Raw genomic sequence first — 19008 nt, forward strand, 5'->3', positions numbered from 1 at the left:
GTTTCCCTTGTCAGAGCCATGGGCGAGCCTGCCTATTGTGGCCGGAGCGGCTTAGCAAAACATTCGTCTTTACGCACCGTGCACCGCGCATCGACAGTCGGCGCGGGCAACCGCTATAAAGATCGTCTATTCGGGGAGTGGGCCGTGAGTGAAGAAATCCTGATCAACGTGACCCCGCGCGAGACGCGGGTGGGCGTGGTCGAGAACGGCATGTTGCAGGAAGTGCATGTCGAGCGCGCGTCGAAGCGCGGCTACGTGGGCAACATCTACAAGGGCCGGGTGCAGCGGGTGATGCCGGGCATGCAGGCCGCGTTCGTGGAGATCGGGCTGGGCCGTGCGGCCTTCCTGCACGCCTCGGACATCGTGCGCCCGCCCGCCACCGAGGGTGCGGAGCCGGCGGTCCATGGCAACGGCAATGGCCATACGCCGTCGATCAGCGAACTGGTGCACGAAGGCCAGGAGATCGTCGTGCAGGTGGTGAAGGACCCGATCGGCAGCAAGGGCGCGCGGCTGTCGGCGCACCTGTCGATCCCTTCGCGCTACCTGGTGCTGCTGCCGCATGCGCACACCCTGGGCATCTCGGCGCGCATCGAGGACGAGGCCGAGCGCACGCGCCTGCGCGAGGTGATGGGCAGCCTGGTCGGCGAGAACCCGCTGGGCTACATCGTGCGCACCAACGCGGAGGGGCAGAGCGCCGAATCGCTGGCCTTCGACGTGACCTACCTCGGCAAGGTCTGGCGCGTGGTGCAGGAGAACATCGTCAAGTCCCGCGTGGGCGAGCGCGTGTACGAGGAGCTCTCGCTGCCGCTGCGCAGCCTGCGCGACATGCTCACCGACGACATCGAGAAGGTGCGCGTGGACTCGCGCGAGACCTTCGAGAAGGTGGTGAAGTTCGTGCACAAGTTCATGCCCAGCCTGGACGACCGGGTGGAGCATTACGACGGCGAGCGGCCGATCTTCGACCTGTACAGCGTGGAGGACGAGATCCAGCACGCGCTGCGGAAGGAGGTGCCGCTGAAGTCGGGCGGCTACCTGGTGGTCGACCAGACCGAGGCGATGACCACGATCGACGTGAACACCGGCGCCTATCTCGGCACGCGCAACCTGGAGGAGACGGTCTACCGCACCAACCTGGAGGCGGCGCAGGCGGCAGCGCGGCAGCTCAGGCTGCGCAACCTCGGCGGCATCATCATCATCGACTTCATCGACATGGTCGACGAGGAGCACAAGCGCCAGGTGCTGCGCATGCTGGCCAAGGGCCTGGCGCGCGACCACGCCAAGACCACGGTGTACCCGATGTCCTCGCTGGGCCTGGTCGAGATGACCCGAAAGCGCACCACCGAGAGCCTGGAGCGCCAGCTGTGCGAACCGTGCCCGGCCTGCGGCGGGCGCGGCACGCTGAAGACCGCCGAGACGGTGACCTACGAGATCTTCCGCGAGATCACCCGCGCAGTGCGCCAGTTCAACGCCGAGAAGCTGCTGGTGATGGCCAGCCCCGCCGTGGTCGGCCGCATCCTGGAGGAGGAATCCGTCGCGGTGGCTGAACTGGAGGAGTTCATCTCCAAGAGCATACGCTTCCAGGCCGAGGAACATTATTCGCAGGAACAGTTTGATGTGGTGCTGCTGTAAATCGGCCTGTCGGCCGGTTGCATCCCTATGAACGCGGGTTGGCTGCGTCGGCTGCACCTCGGCGCGCGTGCGCTGGGCTGGATAGCCGGTATCGCGGTGATCGCGCTGGCGGTGCTGATGGCGCTGACGCAGCTGCTGCTGCCGCTCTTGGCGCGGCATCCGGAATGGGTGGCGCGAGAGCTTTCCGCGAAGCTGCATCGCCCGGTGAGCTTCGCCTCGCTGCAGGGCAAGTGGACCGGTTCCGGTCCGCTGTTCGTGCTGCGCGACGTCACCGTGGGCGTGCCGCCGGGCGGCACGGGCACGCCGATCGAGATCCCCGAATCCGAGCTGCGGCTGGACTTCGGCGGCTGGTTGCCGTCGCGGCACCTGCTGAACCTGCGCACGCGCGGCCTGCAACTGGACCTGAGCCATGACGCGGAAGGCCGCTGGCACGTCAACGGCCTCGGCACCGGCGGCGGCGCCGAGCAGCAGCCCGGCTTCGGCCAGCTCTCGGTGGCGCTGTGGCTGGACAACCTGCAGCTGAACATCACCGATGCGGCCAGCGGCAAGCATTACAGCCTGATCGCCGACCAGTTGCGCCTGAGCCGGCAGGGCAGCCATATCCGCGTGGGCGCGCTGCTGCGCCGCGAAGGCGCACCGGGCGAGCTGCGCGGCGCGGGACGCTTCCGCGACGACGGCAGCAGCGGGCGGCTGTGGCTGTCCGGGCAGAACCTCGACCTGGGTGCCCTGCTCGCCGGCGTGGACTTGGGCGGCTACGCCGTGCAGGGCGGCCACGGCAGCGTGGCGGCATGGCTGGACTGGAAGCAGGGCAAGGTGGTGCGCAACTTCAGCCGGCTGGATCTCGACGGCCTGCGCGTCATTGGCGCGAACGGACGGGTCGAGGTGCCTGCGCTGCATGGCGAGGCCGAGTTGAGCCGCAGCGTCGACGGCTACGAGCTGCGCTGGGCCGGCGATGACCAGGGCGCGCTGGCGGTCTGGCTGCACCAGCCCGGCACGCCGCAACTGGCCGTGCAGGCGGCGGCGCGCGACCTGCAGCTGGCGCCGCTGCTGCCGTGGCTGGGCCTCGCGCCGAAGCTGCCGCCCGCGCTGGCGACGTGGCTGGGTGCGGGTCATCCGCACGGCAAGCTGGACGACGTGGCGCTGGCCTGGACCCAGGCCGGCGGACTGCAGCGACTGGCCGCCGACTTCAGCGACCTCGGCATCGATCCGGCCGGCGCGCTGCCCGGCGTGGACGGCATCAGGGGCACGCTGCGCGGCGATGGCGAGGCGGTGTCGCTGGAACTGCCCGTGCAGACGACCACGGTGCGCGCGCCGCACAGCTTCCGCCAGCCGTTCGTGATGTCGAAGCTGGCCGGCACGCTGGCGTTCTGGCATGCCGACGGCGACTGGCACCTGGGGCTGGATCCACTGGATTTCGAGGGCCAGGGCTACGGCGGCCAGTTGCGCGGCGAGATCGCCCTGCACGACGCCGGCGGCCCGCCGTTCCTGGACCTGTACGCCGCACTGCGCCACGGCGACGTCACCGCCGCCAAGCTGTTCTGGCCGATCAACGCCATGCCGCCGCCCACCGTGGCGTGGCTGGATCGCGCGCTGGTGGGTGGCGACATCGACCACGCCGAGGTGGTGGTGCGCGGCGATCTCAAGGACTGGCCGTTCCAGCACAACGAGGGCCGCTTCGAGGCGCGCGCCGAGATCAGCAACCTCACGTTCCGCTACTCGCCCGACTGGCCCGAGGCCACCGGCATCCATGCCATCGCCAGCTTCATCAACAGCGGCATGCTGGTGCAGGCGGACGGCGGTTCCTCGCTGGGCGTGAAGGCGGACAAGGTGGTGGCGCTGATTCCCCAGTTCGCCGACGGCACGCTCGACCTCAACGTCGACGGCAGCGGCAGCGGCGCCAGCCTGCTCGGCTTCGTACTGAAGAGCCCGATCGCGAGCAAGCAGGCCGACCTGCTGTCCAAGCTGAAGCTGGGTGGCAGCGGCAGTTTCGGTTTCCATCTCTCGCTGCCGCTGGGTGCGGCCGAGAACTTCACCCTCGCCGGCAATGCGCAGCTGAAGAACGTGGACGTGAGTGAACCGGACTGGAACCTCAAGCTGGACCAGCTCAGCGGTCCGGCCACGTTCGACGGCCACGGCTTCCACGCCGGCCCACTGGGCGGCAGCGCCCACGGCCAGCCGTCCACGCTGGACCTGGCGATCGCCGGCGCCACCGGCGATCCGGCCACCGTGCTGGCGGCCAGGCTCAGCGGCAGCTACAGCTTCGCCGACCTCACCGAGGGCATCCCCGCGCTGGACTGGCTGGCTCCGCTGGGCGGCGGGCGCAGCCCCTTCGACATCGGCTTCAGCCTCACCGAGCCGGCGAACGGCGGCGCCCTGGTGCAGACGCTGACCCTGGACTCCACCCTGGCCGGCATCGCGCTGGACGTGCCGGTGCCGCTGAAGAAGTCCGCCGCCGAGACCTTGCCGCTGCACCTCGTGCTGACCCTGCCGCTGCAAGGCGCCGACCTCAAGCTGGCGCTGGGCGAAGAGGCGCGCGGCCACCTGCGTCTGGCCGACGGCGGCAAGCCGCTGGCCGGCACGCTGGCGTTCGGTACGCAGATGCCCATGGAACTGCCCGCGCAAGGACTGCGCATCCGCGGCCATGCGGCGAAACTGGACGTCACCGGCTGGGTACAGCAGGCGATCGCGCTGACGGCGGGCAGCAACGGCGCCGCGGGCAACACGAACAACGCGAGCAGCACGAGCAACACGAACAACACGAGCAACACGAGCAGCACGAGCAGCACGAGCAGCACGAGCAGCACGAGCAGCACGAGCAGCACGAGCAGCACGAGCAGCGGCCCCACGCTGGAAAGCGTGGACGTGGGCACCGACCACGCCGAGTGGTTCGGCCGTCCGCTGGGCGCGATGACGCTGCAAGCCACGCCCACGGTCGACCACCTGCAGATGGACGTGAACGGTCCGGCGATGGCCGGGCGCTTCAGCGTGCCCGACAAGGAGCTGGACAAGCGCGGCATCACCGCGCGCCTCGCGCACCTGCACTGGCCCGGCAATCCGCCCGCACCGAGCGGCAAGGCGGCTGCCAGCCAGCCGGAGGAGAATCCTGCCAACACCGGCATCAATCCCGCCTCGCTGCCGCCGTTCCACCTGTGGGTGGGCGACCTGAGCTTCGGCGACGCGAAGCTGGGCGAGGCGCGGCTGGAGACCTGGCCCACCGCGCAGGGCATGCACATCGACCAGTTGCGGGCGCTGTCGTCCAGCGTGCAGGTCACCGGCAGCGGCGACTGGACCGGCACGCCCGCCGACAGCCACACCCGCATGCGCATCGGCTTCGCCGCCGACGACCTCGGCAAGATGCTCACCGCATTCGGCTACACCGGCCTCGTCAACGGCGGCAAGACCGAGGACCAGCTGGACGCCAGCTGGCCCGGTGCGCCGTCCGCCTTCAGCCTCGTCAACGCCACCGGCACGCTGGCCATCCACGTCAACGACGGCCGCATCCCAGAGATGGGGCCGGGTGTGGGGCGCTTGTTCGGCCTGGTCTCGCTGGCCGAGTTGCCGCGCCGCCTGACGCTGGATTTCGGCGACGTGTTCGGCAAGGGCCTGGGCTTCGACTCGATCAACGGCGATTTCCGCCTCGCCGACGGCAGCGCCACCACGAACAACCTCGTCATCAAGGGCCCGGCCGCGCAGATCAGCATCACCGGTCGCACCGGCCTGCGCGCCAAGGATTACGACCAGTACGTGCTGGTGGTCCCGCACGTCGGCAACAGCCTGCCGGTGATCGGTGCAGTGGTCGGCGGCCCGGTCGGCGCCGCCGCCGGCCTCGCCGTGCAGGGTCTGCTGGGCCACGGCCTCAACAAGACCATCGGCGCGCGCTACCACGTCACCGGCAGCTGGGACAAACCGGTGATGACCCTGGTGGAGAAGCACGAAGTGCCTGTCGCCTCTGCCACGGTCACCGAGCCGCCGTTGCTGCCCGCTGCATCGTCGTCCAGCCCGGCCGTCACGATACCGCTGCGCGAGTCCTATCCGGCTGGCGCCAGCTCGTCGTCGCGCTGAGGCCTGCCGCAGGGGCCGGGTCGCTCGCCGGATGGCGGAGCGAACCCGGTCCCGTGATGGTGCGGCGCATGAGGCGACGACGCGTTCAGTACACGCGGAAGCAGGCCGGGCCGGGCTCGGGCAGGTAGCTGCTGGCGCCTACCCGGCGGCAATGCGCGAGCAGTCCGGCCTCGGCGCAACGGGCCTGCTCCCAGTCCTTGCGGCTGAAACTGAAGTCGCCGACTGCGCAGCCGCGCAACCTGGCCTCGATCTTCCGCAGGCGGCAGTAGTCGAGGTAGCTGTCCACCTCGCCGGCCAGCTTCGGCCACGCGGCGTCGAGCAGGATCGCGTCGTCGAGATGGTTGACGCGGGGCGCCTGCTCCGGGATCAGCTCATGCGCGCCGCGCACGTAGTCCACCACCACGCGGGCGGGCGCGATCGCCTCGCTGGCCGGCTGCCAGGTCGCGTCGTGGAGCATCCGCTCGACCGCGCCGGCCAGCCGCAGGCGCTGCGCGATGCTGGCCGGGCAGGGGTTGCCGGGCGAGCGGCCGGCCAGTTCGCGCGAGGCCGTGGCCAACTGGTCGCGGTCCAGCGGGAAATGCTGCAGTCGGGCCAGCAGGCGGTTGAAGCGGGCCAGCGCCTCGGCCCGGATCGGAAAATGGCCGATGAAACGCCGCCGGGCGGGGCGGTGCGGGGCCGCCCACACGGGCGACTGCAGGGCGGCGGGCAGGGGCGGCAGGATGACGAGCTGGGCGTTCATGGTGTGTTTCTCCCTTGGGTGATGGCTTGAGTGATGCGACGCGGCTTGCGGCGCAGGGCCAGATTCCACCCCAGGGTCGTTTTGAGTCATGATGAACGGGCGAGGTTTGCACGAGCGAGTGCTGAAGTTTGTGTGACCGCCTGAGGGTTTCCCGATGGACCGGATGGATTCGGGCGCGCGCAGCAGGGGAGTTGCGCCTTATCGTTTCGGTGATGTCGTGGTCGACCCGGCCGCGCACACCTTGGTGCGGGCCGGCGTTTTGCAGCCACTGGAGCCGAAGGCCTTCGCCGTGCTGCTGGTGCTGCTGCAGCACCCCGGCGAACTGATCGGTCGCGACGACCTGCTCGACCAGGTATGGGGCCACCGCCATGTCACCCCCGGCGTGCTGACCCGCGCCATCGTGCAGCTGCGCCATGCGCTGGGCGAGGACCCCCAGCATCCGCACTGCATCCAGACGCGACACGCGCTGGGCTACAGCTTCATCGGGCAGCTGGAGGACGCCACGGGCCTCGCTGCGGCCGCGGCACCGGCGGAGGGCGGCGAATCGCCGGCCGCCACCCTGCCAGCCGCCATCCTGCCGCGACCAACCGAGGCCGCCGCCGAACTTGCGCCACCGCCAACCACTCCGTCGCCGGAAGCGTCGCCGCCGGTATGGAGCGCCGCGGAGCCAACCGCGCCTGCCCATGCGGGGCCGGTGCGCTGGCTGACGCTGGGCGCTATCGCGTTGCTGGCGGGGCTGGTCGCATGGCTGGTCATCCAGCCACGCGCGCCGCCCCGGCATGTCGCGGCCTCCGTGGCGGTGATGCCGTTCGTCAACCTCAGCGGCAAGACCGGCGACGACTACTTCGCCGAAGGGCTGGCCGAGGAAATGCGTGACGCACTGGCCGGCGTGAAGGGTCTGAAGGTGGCCGCCTCGGTGTCCTCCGCCGCCAGCAAGGATGCCGTCGACGCCAGGGCGCTGGGCGACCGGCTGGGCGTGGCCTCGATCCTCAACGCCAGCGTGCGCCGCGAAGGCGCGCGCCTGCGCATCACGGCGCGGCTGACCGACACCGTCACCGGATTCACCCTGTGGAGCCACACCTACGACCGCGAGCTTTCCGATGTCTTCGGTACCCAGAGCGATATCGCCGAAGCGGTGGTGCATGCGCTGCTGGGTGCGATCCCCGGTGAGGAAAGCGCGCTGTCGAAACGCCTGACCACCACCCGCAACGAGGCGGCCTTCGATACCTACCTGCAGGGCATGCAGTTGCTGCACCATGCCGACCAGCCGGATGCCGCCAACCAGGCGATCGCGCGTTTCGGCCAAGCCTTGAAGCAGGACAGCGGGTTCGCCAAGGCCCAGGCGGGCATCTGTCGCGCCGAGATCTGGCGCTTCCAGAGCCAGCACAGTCCGGCCGCGCTGGATAACGCCAAGGCGGCCTGCCAGCGAGCCGAGCAGATGGATCCGGGCATGGCGGAGGTGGACCAGGCGCTGGGTGACCTGTACAGCGTCGCCGGTGATCCCGAGCGCGCGCTGCTGCACTATCGCAAAAGCGCGCAGGCACCGGGCCAGGCGGTAAACGCGCATGTGGGCATGGCCAAGGTCTATGCGGCGCAGGGGCACGGCGACCTCGCCTTGGCGGAGTTCCAGCAGGCGCTGAAGCTCCATCCCGAGGTCGCCTACATCCATGCCGCAATCGGCTACCAGCAGTACCTCGACGGCAAGATTCCCCAGGCCGTGGCTTCGTACCGCCGCGCCGTCGAGCTGGACCCGCGGAACGCGGAAAATTGGGGCACGCTGGGTGCGCTGTACATGACGGCGGGCAACGACGCCGCAGCGGCGCAGGCGCTCCAGCACGCCATCGAGATCAGTCCGTCGATGGACACGTTGACCAATCTCGGCATGCTGAGATACCAGCACGGCGACTACACTGCGGCGGTGGCGCTGGAGCGCCAAGCCACGACCCTGTGGCCGGACGATTTCAGGGTTTGGGGCAACCTGGGCGTGGCCCTGCAGGCAGACCCGGCATCGAACCCCGCCGACACGCGCAAGGCGTTCGAGGCTGCCGCCTCGCGAGCCGAACGCTTCCTGCAGGTCCAGCCCGATGATGCCCAGACCGTCGCCGAGCTTGGCCGCTATCGGGCGACCTTGGGCGACACGGTCGAGGCCCGCCAACTGGTCGCGCGCGCTGAAGCGCTGGGCGGCCAGTCCGGCGAAGTGGCTCTGCTCGATGCCGAGACGCTGGCGCTGCTGGGCGACCTCGGGGCGGCACGCCAGCGGCTGCGGGCTGCGCGTGCCGCCGGCATCGCTGAAACCCAGATTTCAAGCAACTACACCTTCCGTCGCCTGGGCCTGTTGTCTCCGCCGACGCCGGCGGGCACGTCCGGGGGCACGGAACCACCCGCCCCGCCCGCGAGTGCGGGGCATCCAGTCGGAGGATGATCATGGCCACCAAGCTCAAGCGTGAACAACTGCGTGTCGCCAATGCGCCCGCCATGGGCAAGCAGGCCTCTGCAACACGGCGGCGCGAAACTCGCGAAACCAAGCGGAAAGCTCCCAAGCCCGAACGCGAACAAGTGACCTATCGTTTCGACTTCGCCAACATCCAGAGCATCATCATCGAGCGCGACCCCCTCTGCTTCACCATCGTGGTGAACCCGCCGAAGCCGAACCCGGGCCGCTCGAACGGATGATGAGCAAACATGGGGTGAGTTCCGTGTAGGCTGCAAGCGACGGTTGGGCGGCTCGCCCCGTTCACAAGCTTGAAACCCCTTGGGCCCGGCCAGTTGCCGGGCCTTCTTGTGTGGGGTTGCGCGTTGAAACCGCACGGTATGCCACCATTACGGATTCGACACATTGCATGAGCTCTTCCATGGATTCCCTGATCACCCTCGCCGAAAGCAAGCTGCTGACCCCCGGCGGCCTCGCCCCCGGCGATCTCGAACGCGTGTTTTCGCAGCTGATGGGGCCGTCCATCGACGCGGCCGATCTCTATTTCCAACATTCGCGCAGCGAGTCGTGGACGCTGGAAGAGGGTATCGTCAAGGACGGCAGCCACTCGATCGAGCAGGGCGTCGGCGTGCGCGCGATCTCGGGCGAGAAGACCGGCTTTGCCTATTCCGACGAGATCGTGCTGCCGCAATTGCTGGAAGCGTCGAAGGCCGCGCGCGCGATCGCCCAGGACGGCCGCGGCGCCGGCCAGCCGCTGGCGCTGGGCAACACGCGCGCCTTGTATCCCGCCATCGATCCGGTGGAGAGCCTGCCCAATCCCGACAAGATCGCCCTGCTGCGCGAGGTGGACGCCTATGCGCGCTCGCGCGATCCGCGCATCGCCCAGGTGATCGTGAGCATGGCCGCCACCATCGACACCGTGCTGATCGCCGCCTCCGACGGCACGCTGGCCGCCGACGTGCGCCCGCTGGTGCGGATCAACGTGCAGGTGATCGCCGAGGCGAACGGCCGCCGTGAGCAGGGTTACGCCGGCGGCGGTGGCCGCTACGGCTACCGCGAACTGATAGCGAACGGCCGCGCGCTGGCCTTCGCCGACGAGGCGGTGCGCCAGGCGCTGGTGAACCTGGATTCCGTAGCCGCGCCCGCCGGCCAGATGACCGTGGTGCTCGGCCCCGGCTGGCCCGGCGTGCTGCTGCACGAGGCGATCGGCCACGGCCTGGAAGGCGACTTCAACCGCAAGGGCAGTTCCGCCTTCGCCGGCCGCATGGGCCAGCGCGTGGCTGCGCCCGGTGTCACCGTGGTCGATGACGGCACGCTGCCCGGCCGGCGCGGCTCGCTCAGCGTGGACGACGAAGGCACGCCGACGAACTGCACCGTGCTGATCGAGGACGGCATCTTGAAGGGCTACATGCAGGACAAGCTCAACGCGCGCCTGATGGGCATGGCGCCCACCGGCAACGGCCGCCGCGAATCCTTCACCGCGCTGCCGATGCCGCGCATGACCAACACCTACATGCGCAGCGGCGATTGCGACCCCGAGGAAATCATCCGCTCGGTGAAGAAGGGCCTCTACGCACCGAACTTCGGCGGCGGCCAGGTCGACATCACCAACGGCAAGTTCGTGTTCTCCGCCAGCGAGGCCTACCTGATCGAGGACGGCAAGATCACGGCTCCGGTGAAGGGCGCCACGCTGATCGGTTCGGGTCCTGAAGTGCTCACCCGCGTCTCCATGATCGGCAACGACATGAAGCTCGACGAGGGCGTGGGCGTCTGCGGCAAGGACGGCCAGAGCGTGCCGGTGGGCGTGGGCCAGCCCACGCTGAAGATCGATGCGATGACGGTGGGCGGGACGGCTGCGTAAAACCCGCGCCTTCGCCTCTCCAGCTTGTGGGAGAGGCTGCCTGCAGGGCTGGAGAGGGGCTCTTGATCTTGGCGCCGCGAATTGGCCGGCATCAATACAGTCGATATGTCTGCCCTGATGGCTATTGCACATGAAGCCATGTATTGCATATCATGCAATACATGGCCGAGGCAGTCCTCATCGTCCACTCCAAGGCGCTTCATGGCCGCTGGATCGTCCAGCGCAAGATCTGGGCACTTCCGGAAGCCGGTGCTGAGCGTCCGCACGGTCTGAAGTACAGCCTGTTCTGCGGCGACGCCGAGCATTGCCTGGTGCGCTACGACAACGAGGCAGGCAAGGGCGACCATCGCCACTACGGCGATCGCGAAGAGCCGTACGCCTTCACTACGCTGGAAGTCCTGCTCGAAGACTTTCAGGCCGACGTAATCCGACTGACGCAGGAGTGAGCCATGAAAGCCATCATCGAAATCGCCAGTAACGCCGACATGCACCGTCGCGCCGTCGATGCGGTCCGCGCACTCGCCGCCGGCAAGGCGAAGGCCACCGACTTCCGCATCGGTTTCGAGAATGCCGCGCAGGTGTTTGCCGAACTCAGCGCCGAACGGCTGCGCACGCTGGAAACCTTGCGGCGCGAGGGAGCGCAGAGCATCTACGCGCTGGCCAAGGCGCTGGGTCGCAACTACAGCAATGTGCATCAGGATGTGCAGCGTCTGATGGCGTTGGGCCTGGTCGAGCGCGACGAAGACGGCGTGCGGGTGCCGTTCGACGAGCTGGAAATCCACGTGCCGCTGGGTGCGAGGGCGGCGTGATGCGGAAGATTGCAAGCGGAAGACACCAAGCGTCCCCGTCCCCAAACCCGTAAAATACCCACCTCGCACGGCCGCCCGGCCCGTCAAGGAACACTCCGAGCATGAACACCATCGAAGGCGATTTCGCCACGCCCAAGGGCCGTTTTGCCATCGTGGCGGCCCGTTTCAACGGTTTCGTCGTGGAGCCGCTGGTGGCCGGGGCGCGCGACGCGCTGCTGCGCCACGGCGTGAAGGACGACAGCATCGACCTGGTGCGCGTGCCCGGTGCGTGGGAGATCGCACTGGCCGCGCACAAGCTGGCGACGTCCGGCAGGTACGCGGCGGTGATCGCGCTGGGCGCGGTGATCCGCGGCTCTACGCCGCACTTTGACTATGTGGCTGGCGAATGCGTCAAGGGCCTGGCCAGGGCCGCGCTGGATTCGGGCGTGCCGGTGGCGTTCGGCGTGCTCACCACCGACAGCATCGAGCAAGCGATCGAGCGCGCCGGCACTAAGGCCGGCAACAAGGGTGCCGACGCCGCGATCGCCGCGCTGGAGATGGTCAACCTGTACGGCCGGCTGTGATGCACGCTCGGCCCGAGGGCATCGATCTCGCCGCCCGCTCGCGTGCCCGTCGCCGTGCGTTGCAGGCGCTGTACGCGTGGCAGCTTTCCGGCAGCCACATGAACGCGGTGATCGAGCAGTTCCGCCACGAGCAGGACATGGAAGTGGCCGACCTCGACTACTTCGAGGACCTGCTGCACGGCGTCGAAAAAAACGTCGACGCGCTGGATGCCTCCCTGCGCCCCTACCTTGATCGCGAAGTGGCCGAGGTCGACCCCATCGAGCGCGCCGCGTTGCGCCTCGCCGCGTATGAGCTGAAGCACCGCCCCGACGTGCCGTACCGCGTGGTCATCAACGAGGCGATCGAGGTCACCAAGCGCTTCGGCGCCGACCATGGCCACAGCTACGTCAACGGTGTGCTGGACAAGCTGGCCGGCGAGCTGCGCGGCGCCGAGAAGCGGGGTTGATGGACGCCGGCGTCCGGACGGAAGAACGGGTGCCGGTGCTGGAAACCGCACGCCTGCGCCTGCGCGCGCATCGTCCCGATGATCATGCCGGCTGCGCCGCACTGTGGGCCGACCCGGCCGTGGTGCGCTACATCGGCGGCCGCCCGTTCACCGCCGAGGAAACCTGGCGCCGCATGCTGGCCTCGCGCGGACTGTGGAGCATGCTCGGCTACGGCTACTGGGCCGTCGAGGAAAAGGCCAGTGGGCGCTACGTCGGCGATGTCGGCTTCGGCGATTTCCGTCGCGAGATCGAGCCCTCGCTGGTGGGCATGCTGGAATTCGGCTGGGTGCTGTCGCCCGAGGTGCATGGGCGCGGCTACGCGAGCGAAGCGATCGCCGCGGCCACCGCCTGGGCCGACGCGCAGCTGCCGGGCATGTGCGCGGTGTGCCTCATCGATGAACGCAACGCCGCCTCCATCCGCGTGGCCGCAAAGGCCGGTTTCCGCGAATGGCGGCGCACCACCTACCACGGCGAGCCCGCCCTGGTGTTCGCCCGCGGGGCGTGAGATTCACTTCGCCGGGCAGTCGCGGCTGTTGTCGGCGATGCCGGTGATCAGCCAGCGTCCGTCCACCCGCGCCAGATTGAACACATCGGTGCCGCAATGGTGCGGCTTGCCGTCGAGCAGGAAGACGTAGGGCGCCCATACCACCGCGATGTTGTTGTCCACGCGCACCTGCGGATCGTGGATGCGTTCCTCGATGCGGGCCTTGCCGGGCTTCACGTGGTCGACGAAGTCGCCCAGCGTGAGCTGCACCGGCTTGCCTTGGCGCATCAGCGTGGCCATGCCTGTGGGCAACACCTGCGCGCGCATGCCGGCCTGGTCATAGCGCGACATCGCCGCGAAGAAGGTCTGGACCGGTGCCAGCACGACCGTGTCGCCGGCCGCGGGAGCCGATGGTGTAGCGAGCACTGGCGCGGCGGCAACGAGGGCGAACGATAAGGCGGCGGAGCGGGAACGGGCACGGCGCATGACGGCAAGCTCCGGAAGGGAAGTGTCGCCAGCCTTGCACGCGTGCGGCGCCCGCGCATGCGCCGCAGGTCATGGGCTTGCGCCGCGCGCGCGCGGATGCTCTGCTCTGGGACCGCTTGCACCACAGGATCGCCATGGAATTCCGCATGATCGACCGCATCCGCGAGCGCACCGCGCAGGCGCGCGACGACGTGCGCCTGGGCATCGGCGACGACGCCGCGCTGCTGGCCGTGCCCGCGGGGCAGGAGCTGGCGGTGGCGATCGACACCCTGGTCGAGGGCGTGCATTTCCCGGTGGGCACCGCGCCGGCCGACATCGGCTGGAAGGCGCTGGCGGTGAACCTGTCCGACCTTGCCGCGATGGGCGCCACGCCGGCGTGGGCGCTGCTGGCGCTGACCCTGCCGCGACCCGACGCGGCTTTCGTCGACGGTCTGGCCGACGGCTTCGCGCAACTCGCACGGCAGCACCGGCTGGCGCTGGTGGGCGGCGACACCACGCGCGGCCCGCTCACGCTCAGCGTGGCCGTGCACGGTTTCGTGCCGCCGGGGCAGGCCTTGACCCGCGCCGGCGCGCGCGTGGGCGATGCGGTGCTGGTCACCGGCACGCTGGGCGATGCGGCGGCTGGTTTGCGCTGCCTGCAAGCGCAGATGGACGTCCAGACGTCCATGCACGCTGCGCTGGTCGAGCGCCTGAATCGTCCGACTCCGCGGTTGGCGGCGGGACTGGCGTTGCGCGGTCGCGCCAGTGCCTGCCTCGACGTTTCCGACGGCCTGCTCGCCGACCTCGGCCATCTCTGCGAGGCCAACGGCGTGGGCGCGGAGATCGACGCGGCGCTGCTGCCGCGCTCGTCCGCGTTGCTGGGCCTGTTCGACGAAGTCGCAGCGCGTGATTTCGCGCTGGCCGGCGGCGACGATTACGAGCTGTGTTTCACCGTGCCCGCCGCACGCGTGGCCGAGGTGCAGGCCGACTTGGCGCGGCTGGGCTGCGGCGCCACGCGCATCGGCCGCATCGTGGCGGGCGAGGGTGTGCGCGTGCGCGATGCGGACGGCAGCTGGCTGGAACAGGGGCGGCAAGGCTGGGATCATTTCCCGGCGTAGCGTGGATCGGTTGCAGGTCGGGCTTCAGCCCGACACTCCGCCAAGTCGGGCTGAAGCCCGGCCTGCGCTCGGCCCACATGCACGTTTCGTTGCGCCCTTGTTGGGACACCTCATGACTGCTTCCGTCGAACGCAAGACCCTCACCACCGCGCAACGCCGCGCGCTGCTCGCCACGCCCGCCGGCTGGATCGCCTGCGGCCTAGGCTCGGGCCTCGCGCCGGTGGCGCAGGGCACGTTCGGCTCGCTGGCGGCGATCCTGCCGTGGCTGCTGCTGCGCGAGGTGTCGCTGCCCATGAATCTGGTCATCATCGTGCTGGGCTTCGCCCTGGGCGTGTGGGCCTGCGGGATGGCTGGCCGCGCGCTGGGTGTGGACGATCACCGCGCGCTGGTGTGGGACGAATTCGTCGGCCTGTGGATCGCGTTGCTGCCCGCGCTGCTGGCGCCGTGGTGGGCGGTCGTCATCGGCTTCGCGCTGTTCCGCCTGTTCGACGTGTGGAAGCCGTGGCCGATCCGCGTGTTCGATCGCCGGCTCAAGGGTGGCCTCGGGGTGATGGTGGACGACGTGGTCGCTGGCGTGTTCGCCGCAGTGGTGCTTGGAGTCGTGCGGCACCTCCTGCACTGATTTAGCCGCTCCCCTCTTCCTTCGGGAGAAGGCTCTACTAGCCAGGCAGCCTATTTCTCGTCGTGCCCTGGCCCATACCTGCGGTCCGGGCCACGATACGCGGCCACGCGCGCCAGCCGCGGCGTGGCGTAGGCGAACTCCAGCAGCACGCGCAACTTGCTCGTGCGCACGGGATCGAAGCGGGCGAGTTTCCTGTGGCCGATCGTGGTGCCCCAGGTGAGCGGCTGCCACGCGCTGCCGTCCCAGTGCTCGACGCGGTAGTTCGCGATGCCCTGGCCCAGCGCGATCGCTTCGCCGAGTTCCAGCGTGTCGAACTCGATCGCGCGGGGCAGGGCGATTTCCAGCCAGCCGTTGCGCGCAGTGGGCGCGGCGCTCCAGTGCGTATCGGGATCGGGATCAAGCACGGCTTGCGTGGCATCGCCACTGCTGGCGCGCACCGTGCCGCCTTGCAGCAGGTCGGTGGCGAAGCGTTGCGTGCGCAGCTTGGTGAAGCCTTGCAGCGCGGCGATGTCTTCGGGCTCGAACAAGCCGTCGCGGTTCGGCGGCACGTTGAGCAGCAGCTTGCTGTTGCGGCCCACCGAACTGAAGTACAGCTCCATCAGGCCGTCCGGCGTGCGCACCTGGTCGTTCTGCTCCGCGTGCCAGAACCAGCCGGGGCGGATCGAGACGTCCGATTCGCCGGGCCGCCACGTGCTGCCGTGCGGGTCGCCGTGGCCGAGCAGGTCGCCCGCCCACGGGCGGTCGTAACCGGGGTACGGCACGCTGGCGGGGTCGACGCTGGACCAGCAGGTTTCGCCGGCCGTACCTTGCTCGTCGCCGATCCAGCGCACGTCGGGGCCGGCGTCGGAGAACATCACGGCGTCGGGCTGCAGCTTGCGCACGGTGGCGTGGATGCGCGGCCAGTCGTAGGCCTGCTTGCGGCCGTTCGGGCCTTCGCCGTTGGCGCCGTCGAACCACACTTCCACGATCTTGCCGTAGTGCGTGAGCAGCTCGGTGAGCTGGGTGATGTAGAAATCGTTGTAGGCCGCGCCGCTGCCGTAGCTAGGCGCGTTGCGGTCCCACGGCGACAGGTAGAGGCCCGCACCCAAGCCCTCGGCGCGGCAGGCGTCGGTGAACTCGCGCACCACGTCGCCGTGGCCGTTCTTCCACGGGCTGTTTTTCACCGAGTGCTGCGTGGTGGCGGTGGGCCACAGGCAGAAGCCGTCGTGGTGCTTGGCGGTGAGGATCATGCTGCGGAAGCCGGCCTGCTTCGCCGTGCGCGCCCATTGCCGCGCGTCCAGCTTGCGTGGATTGAAGATGGTCGGCGATTCGGTGCCGTCGCCCCATTCCTTGCCGGTGAAGGTGTTCACCGTGAGATGCACGAACATCGCCAGCTCGTCGCGCTGCCAGCGCAGTTGCTGCGGCGTGGGGCGAGGGCGCGGCCCGGCGACAGGCAGGGGCGCGGCATCGGCGCGGCCGAGGCGGGGCAGGCCGAACGCGCCCAAGGCGGCAGTGGCCGAGCCGGCGAGCAGGAAGCGGCGACGATCCATGGGGCGAACCTCTGCGGGTGGGGGTCGTGATGTTGATGTCAGGTATGAACACTATATTCAAATATGAAGTCATCGGCACGGCCGCACGTCTTGCCTGCCCGATGGCATCGCCCACGCGTGGCGGGGAGCGGATGCGCAAGGCTTGCATCGACCGGATGCGTCGACGCAGCATGCGAAGGATCGGTTCGTGCCGATCGCCCCTGCTTGCCGATGGAGTTCCCCATGCAATACCGCCGCCTCGGCCGTTCCGGCCTGCCGCTTTCCGTCCTTTCCTTCGGCGCCTGGGCCACGTTCGGCAAGAGCGTGGGTCGTTCGCAGGCGCGCGACCTGCTGGCGCTGGCCTGGGATCGCGGGGTGAATTTCTTCGACAACGCCGAGACCTACGGCAACGGCGTGGCCGAGTCGCTGATGGGCGACGTGCTGGCCGACCTGCGCTTCCCGCGCGACAGCTGGTGCGTGTCGAGCAAGGTCTACTTCGGTCCCTACGATCATCCGAAACCGACCCAGCGCGGCCTGTCGCGCAAGCACGTGATCGAGGCCTGCCACCAGGCGCTCGCGCGGTTGCGCGTGGATTACCTCGATCTCTACTTCTGCCATCGTCCCGACGAGGACACGCCGGTCGAGGAAACCGTGGCGGCGATGGATCTGCTCGTGCGCCAGGGCAAGGTGCTGTACTGGGGCACCAGCGAATGGCCGGCCGATGCCATCGTCGAGGCGCACCGGGTGGCGAAGGAAAACCATCTCGCCGCACCCGTGATGGAGCAGCCGCAATACAACCTGCTGCACCGCGAGCGGGTCGAGGTGGAGTACGCGCCGCTGTACGACAAGTTCGGCATGGGCACCACGATCTGGTCGCCACTGGCCTCGGGCCTGCTCAGCGGCAAGTACGACGACGGCGTGCCGGCCGACTCGCGGCTGGCGCATCCCGACTACGCCTGGCTGCAGGACAAGGTGCTGGGCGAACACGGCGAGCGCGTGGCGAAGGCGCGCAAGCTCAAGCCGATCGCCGACGAGCTGGGCTGCAGCACCGCGCAGTTGGCGATCGCCTGGTGCGCGGCCAATCCGCACGTGTCCACGGTGATGCTGGGTGCGAGCCGGCTGGAGCAACTGGAACACAACCTCGGCGCGCTCGATGTGCTGCCGAAGCTGGACGAGGCGATGCGCCGGCGCGTCGCAGAGGCGGTGGAGTGAGGGCGGCGACAGATGCCGGCTATCGCGTCGATTGACAGTTTAATGAGAATCATTATCATCAACTCCGCCTGAAAACCACGCGGAGTCGTCCATGTCGATTGCCACCACCTTGAGCCTGCCGGCGACTGTCAGCCGGCTTGCCCATCCGCTGTCGCGCCCGTCGCTGCGTCCCCGTTCCACCGAAACGACGCCGGCAGCGGCGCGGCGCATCAGCAGCCAGTCGCTGCTGGATGGCGAGCGCGAACTGGTGATCCAGCACCAGGGCAGCGAGTACCACCTGCGGCTCACCCGCAACGACAAGCTGATCCTCACCAAGTAGGGCGTGCTGATGTTCCGAGTACGCCGGGCAGCGGTGCCACCCGACCATGCAGGGATAGCTGATTTCTTGTATGCGTCGCAACAGACGGATGGTGTTCAGTTGAATTCACCCCTTACGATATCCGCATTTTCTTGCGATGATGGTTAGTAACTTGTACCTAGGTTATGAAGGAGTGCTCGCTGTGGGTTTGTTTGGTTCGATTGGAAGTGCTTGGCACAAGGCGGAAGCTGCCACGCTGCTCATAGATTTTTTGGCCAAACAGCGTGAGCAAGGATTGTTCGATTGCGATCCACGTGCTCTGAGCAACGAGTTGGTGGCGCGCGTTTGGGCCGCGCGTGGGGCCGAGATGGACGGTAAGACAGGCCCTCGCCCGCATAAATTGGCGTCTGCAGCTATTTCCGCTGCGCTCGGTGTCAAGTTCGGGCCGGAGGAAGGTATGGATGAAGCAACACACAACGCCTTGCTCTTAGTGCTCGGGCAGATGATTCACGAGGTAGAAACCAACGGGCGGATGTATCCCTTCCACCATTTCGACTACCAGCTTTTCAACGGAGCAGCCAAGGTATTTCATGAGACCGCGGCCGCTTATGATGCTCGTGATGGCATGGCCCTTGATGGCTTGGGGTTGAACTGATTTGCCGGCGGGTGGGCTACCGATCGCGGAACCCGTCAAGAGAATGCGAGAGCGGTGATCAAGCAG

Annotated in this window: 18 protein-coding genes; 15 read left to right on the forward strand and 3 right to left on the reverse strand. The window is 68.6% G+C overall.

Features of this window, described 5'->3' with window-relative positions; all coding sequences use genetic code 11:
- Window positions 1–144 precede the first annotated feature (144 nt).
- Together rng and AB7878_RS13380 are read left to right on the forward strand one after the other, a co-directional pair.
- Window positions 145–1629 (forward strand): ribonuclease G, encoded by a 1485-nt coding sequence (gene rng / locus AB7878_RS13375; protein ID WP_369494823.1) that lies wholly within the window; start codon window positions 145–147, stop codon window positions 1627–1629.
- Between the two features lie 27 nt (window positions 1630–1656).
- Window positions 1657–5691, forward strand: a complete 4035-nt coding sequence (locus tag AB7878_RS13380; protein WP_369494824.1) for a YhdP family protein — start codon at window positions 1657–1659, stop codon at window positions 5689–5691.
- An 85-nt stretch (window positions 5692–5776) separates the two neighbouring features.
- Here the strand turns inward: AB7878_RS13380 and AB7878_RS13385 are convergent, their stop codons facing one another.
- Window positions 5777–6430 (reverse strand): hypothetical protein, encoded by a 654-nt coding sequence (locus AB7878_RS13385; RefSeq protein ID WP_369494825.1) that lies wholly within the window; start codon window positions 6428–6430, stop codon window positions 5777–5779.
- Between the two features lie 217 nt (window positions 6431–6647).
- On the opposite strand from AB7878_RS13385, the gene AB7878_RS13390 reads away from it, so the two are divergent.
- The 8 genes from AB7878_RS13390 (at window position 6648) to AB7878_RS13425 (ending at window position 13085) form a co-directional block, all read left to right on the forward strand.
- Window positions 6648–8852, forward strand: coding sequence for a tetratricopeptide repeat protein (locus tag AB7878_RS13390; protein ID WP_369494826.1), 2205 nt, complete (start codon window positions 6648–6650; stop codon window positions 8850–8852).
- 2 nt (window positions 8853–8854) lie between these two features.
- On the forward strand, window positions 8855–9103 hold the full coding sequence (locus AB7878_RS13395; protein WP_369494827.1) for a hypothetical protein: 249 nt from the start codon (window positions 8855–8857) through the stop codon (window positions 9101–9103).
- Window positions 9104–9282: 179 nt separating this feature from the next.
- Window positions 9283–10722, forward strand: coding sequence for a metalloprotease TldD (gene tldD, locus AB7878_RS13400; protein WP_369494828.1), 1440 nt, complete (start codon window positions 9283–9285; stop codon window positions 10720–10722).
- Window positions 10723–10874: 152 nt separating this feature from the next.
- Window positions 10875–11168: a toxin-antitoxin system TumE family protein gene (locus tag AB7878_RS13405; protein ID WP_369494829.1), complete on the forward strand. Its 294-nt coding sequence runs from the start codon at window positions 10875–10877 to the stop codon at window positions 11166–11168.
- Between the two features lie 3 nt (window positions 11169–11171).
- Window positions 11172–11531, forward strand: a complete 360-nt coding sequence (locus AB7878_RS13410; protein WP_369494830.1) for an HVO_A0114 family putative DNA-binding protein — start codon at window positions 11172–11174, stop codon at window positions 11529–11531.
- Window positions 11532–11632: 101 nt separating this feature from the next.
- Window positions 11633–12094: a 6,7-dimethyl-8-ribityllumazine synthase gene (gene ribH / locus AB7878_RS13415; RefSeq protein WP_369494831.1), complete on the forward strand. Its 462-nt coding sequence runs from the start codon at window positions 11633–11635 to the stop codon at window positions 12092–12094.
- A complete protein-coding gene (nusB, locus tag AB7878_RS13420) occupies window positions 12094–12540 on the forward strand; it encodes a transcription antitermination factor NusB (protein ID WP_369494832.1) in 447 nt (148 codons plus the stop codon). Before ribH ends, nusB begins: the two co-directional genes overlap by 1 nt.
- Complete coding sequence (locus tag AB7878_RS13425) at window positions 12540–13085, forward strand: GNAT family N-acetyltransferase (RefSeq protein WP_369494833.1); 546 nt, start codon at window positions 12540–12542, stop codon at window positions 13083–13085. The genes nusB and AB7878_RS13425 overlap by 1 nt, the downstream gene beginning before the upstream one ends.
- Window positions 13086–13088: 3 nt before the next feature.
- Here AB7878_RS13425 and AB7878_RS13430 read toward each other — a convergent pair whose 3' ends face one another.
- Complete coding sequence (locus tag AB7878_RS13430) at window positions 13089–13448, reverse strand: nuclear transport factor 2 family protein (protein ID WP_369494834.1); 360 nt, start codon at window positions 13446–13448, stop codon at window positions 13089–13091.
- Window positions 13449–13684: 236 nt separating this feature from the next.
- Between AB7878_RS13430 and thiL the strand changes: the two genes are divergently transcribed.
- A complete protein-coding gene (gene thiL, locus AB7878_RS13435) occupies window positions 13685–14647 on the forward strand; it encodes a thiamine-phosphate kinase (RefSeq protein WP_369494835.1) in 963 nt (320 codons plus the stop codon).
- A gap of 112 nt (window positions 14648–14759) precedes the next feature.
- The gene (locus AB7878_RS13440; RefSeq protein WP_369494836.1) at window positions 14760–15269 is read left to right on the forward strand and encodes a phosphatidylglycerophosphatase A family protein; all 510 of its coding nucleotides are present in this window, start codon (window positions 14760–14762) and stop codon (window positions 15267–15269) included.
- Window positions 15270–15319: 50 nt separating this feature from the next.
- Here AB7878_RS13440 and AB7878_RS13445 read toward each other — a convergent pair whose 3' ends face one another.
- Window positions 15320–16798, reverse strand: a complete 1479-nt coding sequence (locus AB7878_RS13445; RefSeq protein WP_369494837.1) for an alpha-L-fucosidase — start codon at window positions 16796–16798, stop codon at window positions 15320–15322.
- Window positions 16799–17020: 222 nt separating this feature from the next.
- Here AB7878_RS13445 and AB7878_RS13450 point away from each other — a divergent pair, with 222 nt between their 5' ends.
- The 3 genes from AB7878_RS13450 (at window position 17021) to AB7878_RS13460 (ending at window position 18942) form a co-directional block, all read left to right on the forward strand.
- Window positions 17021–17989: a potassium channel beta subunit family protein gene (locus AB7878_RS13450; protein WP_369494838.1), complete on the forward strand. Its 969-nt coding sequence runs from the start codon at window positions 17021–17023 to the stop codon at window positions 17987–17989.
- A 91-nt stretch (window positions 17990–18080) separates the two neighbouring features.
- Window positions 18081–18308: a hemin uptake protein HemP gene (gene hemP / locus AB7878_RS13455; RefSeq protein ID WP_369494839.1), complete on the forward strand. Its 228-nt coding sequence runs from the start codon at window positions 18081–18083 to the stop codon at window positions 18306–18308.
- 181 nt (window positions 18309–18489) lie between these two features.
- Window positions 18490–18942 (forward strand): hypothetical protein, encoded by a 453-nt coding sequence (locus AB7878_RS13460; RefSeq protein WP_369494840.1) that lies wholly within the window; start codon window positions 18490–18492, stop codon window positions 18940–18942.
- Window positions 18943–19008 lie beyond the last annotated feature (66 nt).

This window comes from Rhodanobacter humi, from assembly GCF_041107455.1.
Classification (GTDB): Bacteria; Pseudomonadota; Gammaproteobacteria; order Xanthomonadales; family Rhodanobacteraceae; genus Rhodanobacter_A.

Bases quoted from the DNA above. Each gene is read 5' to 3' on its own strand.
- AB7878_RS13380 (WP_369494824.1), top strand. From the start codon at position 1,657: ATGAACGCGGGTTGGCTGCGTCGGCTGCACCTCGGCGCGCGTGCGCTG.
- AB7878_RS13385 (WP_369494825.1), bottom strand. From the start codon at position 6,430: ATGAACGCCCAGCTCGTCATCCTGCCGCCCCTGCCCGCCGCCCTGCAG.
- AB7878_RS13395 (WP_369494827.1), top strand. From the start codon at position 8,855: ATGGCCACCAAGCTCAAGCGTGAACAACTGCGTGTCGCCAATGCGCCC.
- tldD (WP_369494828.1), top strand. From the start codon at position 9,283: ATGGATTCCCTGATCACCCTCGCCGAAAGCAAGCTGCTGACCCCCGGC.
- AB7878_RS13405 (WP_369494829.1), top strand. From the start codon at position 10,875: ATGCAATACATGGCCGAGGCAGTCCTCATCGTCCACTCCAAGGCGCTT.
- AB7878_RS13410 (WP_369494830.1), top strand. From the start codon at position 11,172: ATGAAAGCCATCATCGAAATCGCCAGTAACGCCGACATGCACCGTCGC.
- ribH (WP_369494831.1), top strand. From the start codon at position 11,633: ATGAACACCATCGAAGGCGATTTCGCCACGCCCAAGGGCCGTTTTGCC.
- nusB (WP_369494832.1), top strand. From the start codon at position 12,094: ATGCACGCTCGGCCCGAGGGCATCGATCTCGCCGCCCGCTCGCGTGCC.
- AB7878_RS13425 (WP_369494833.1), top strand. From the start codon at position 12,540: ATGGACGCCGGCGTCCGGACGGAAGAACGGGTGCCGGTGCTGGAAACC.
- thiL (WP_369494835.1), top strand. From the start codon at position 13,685: ATGGAATTCCGCATGATCGACCGCATCCGCGAGCGCACCGCGCAGGCG.
- AB7878_RS13440 (WP_369494836.1), top strand. From the start codon at position 14,760: ATGACTGCTTCCGTCGAACGCAAGACCCTCACCACCGCGCAACGCCGC.
- AB7878_RS13445 (WP_369494837.1), bottom strand. From the start codon at position 16,798: ATGGATCGTCGCCGCTTCCTGCTCGCCGGCTCGGCCACTGCCGCCTTG.
- AB7878_RS13450 (WP_369494838.1), top strand. From the start codon at position 17,021: ATGCAATACCGCCGCCTCGGCCGTTCCGGCCTGCCGCTTTCCGTCCTT.
- hemP (WP_369494839.1), top strand. From the start codon at position 18,081: ATGTCGATTGCCACCACCTTGAGCCTGCCGGCGACTGTCAGCCGGCTT.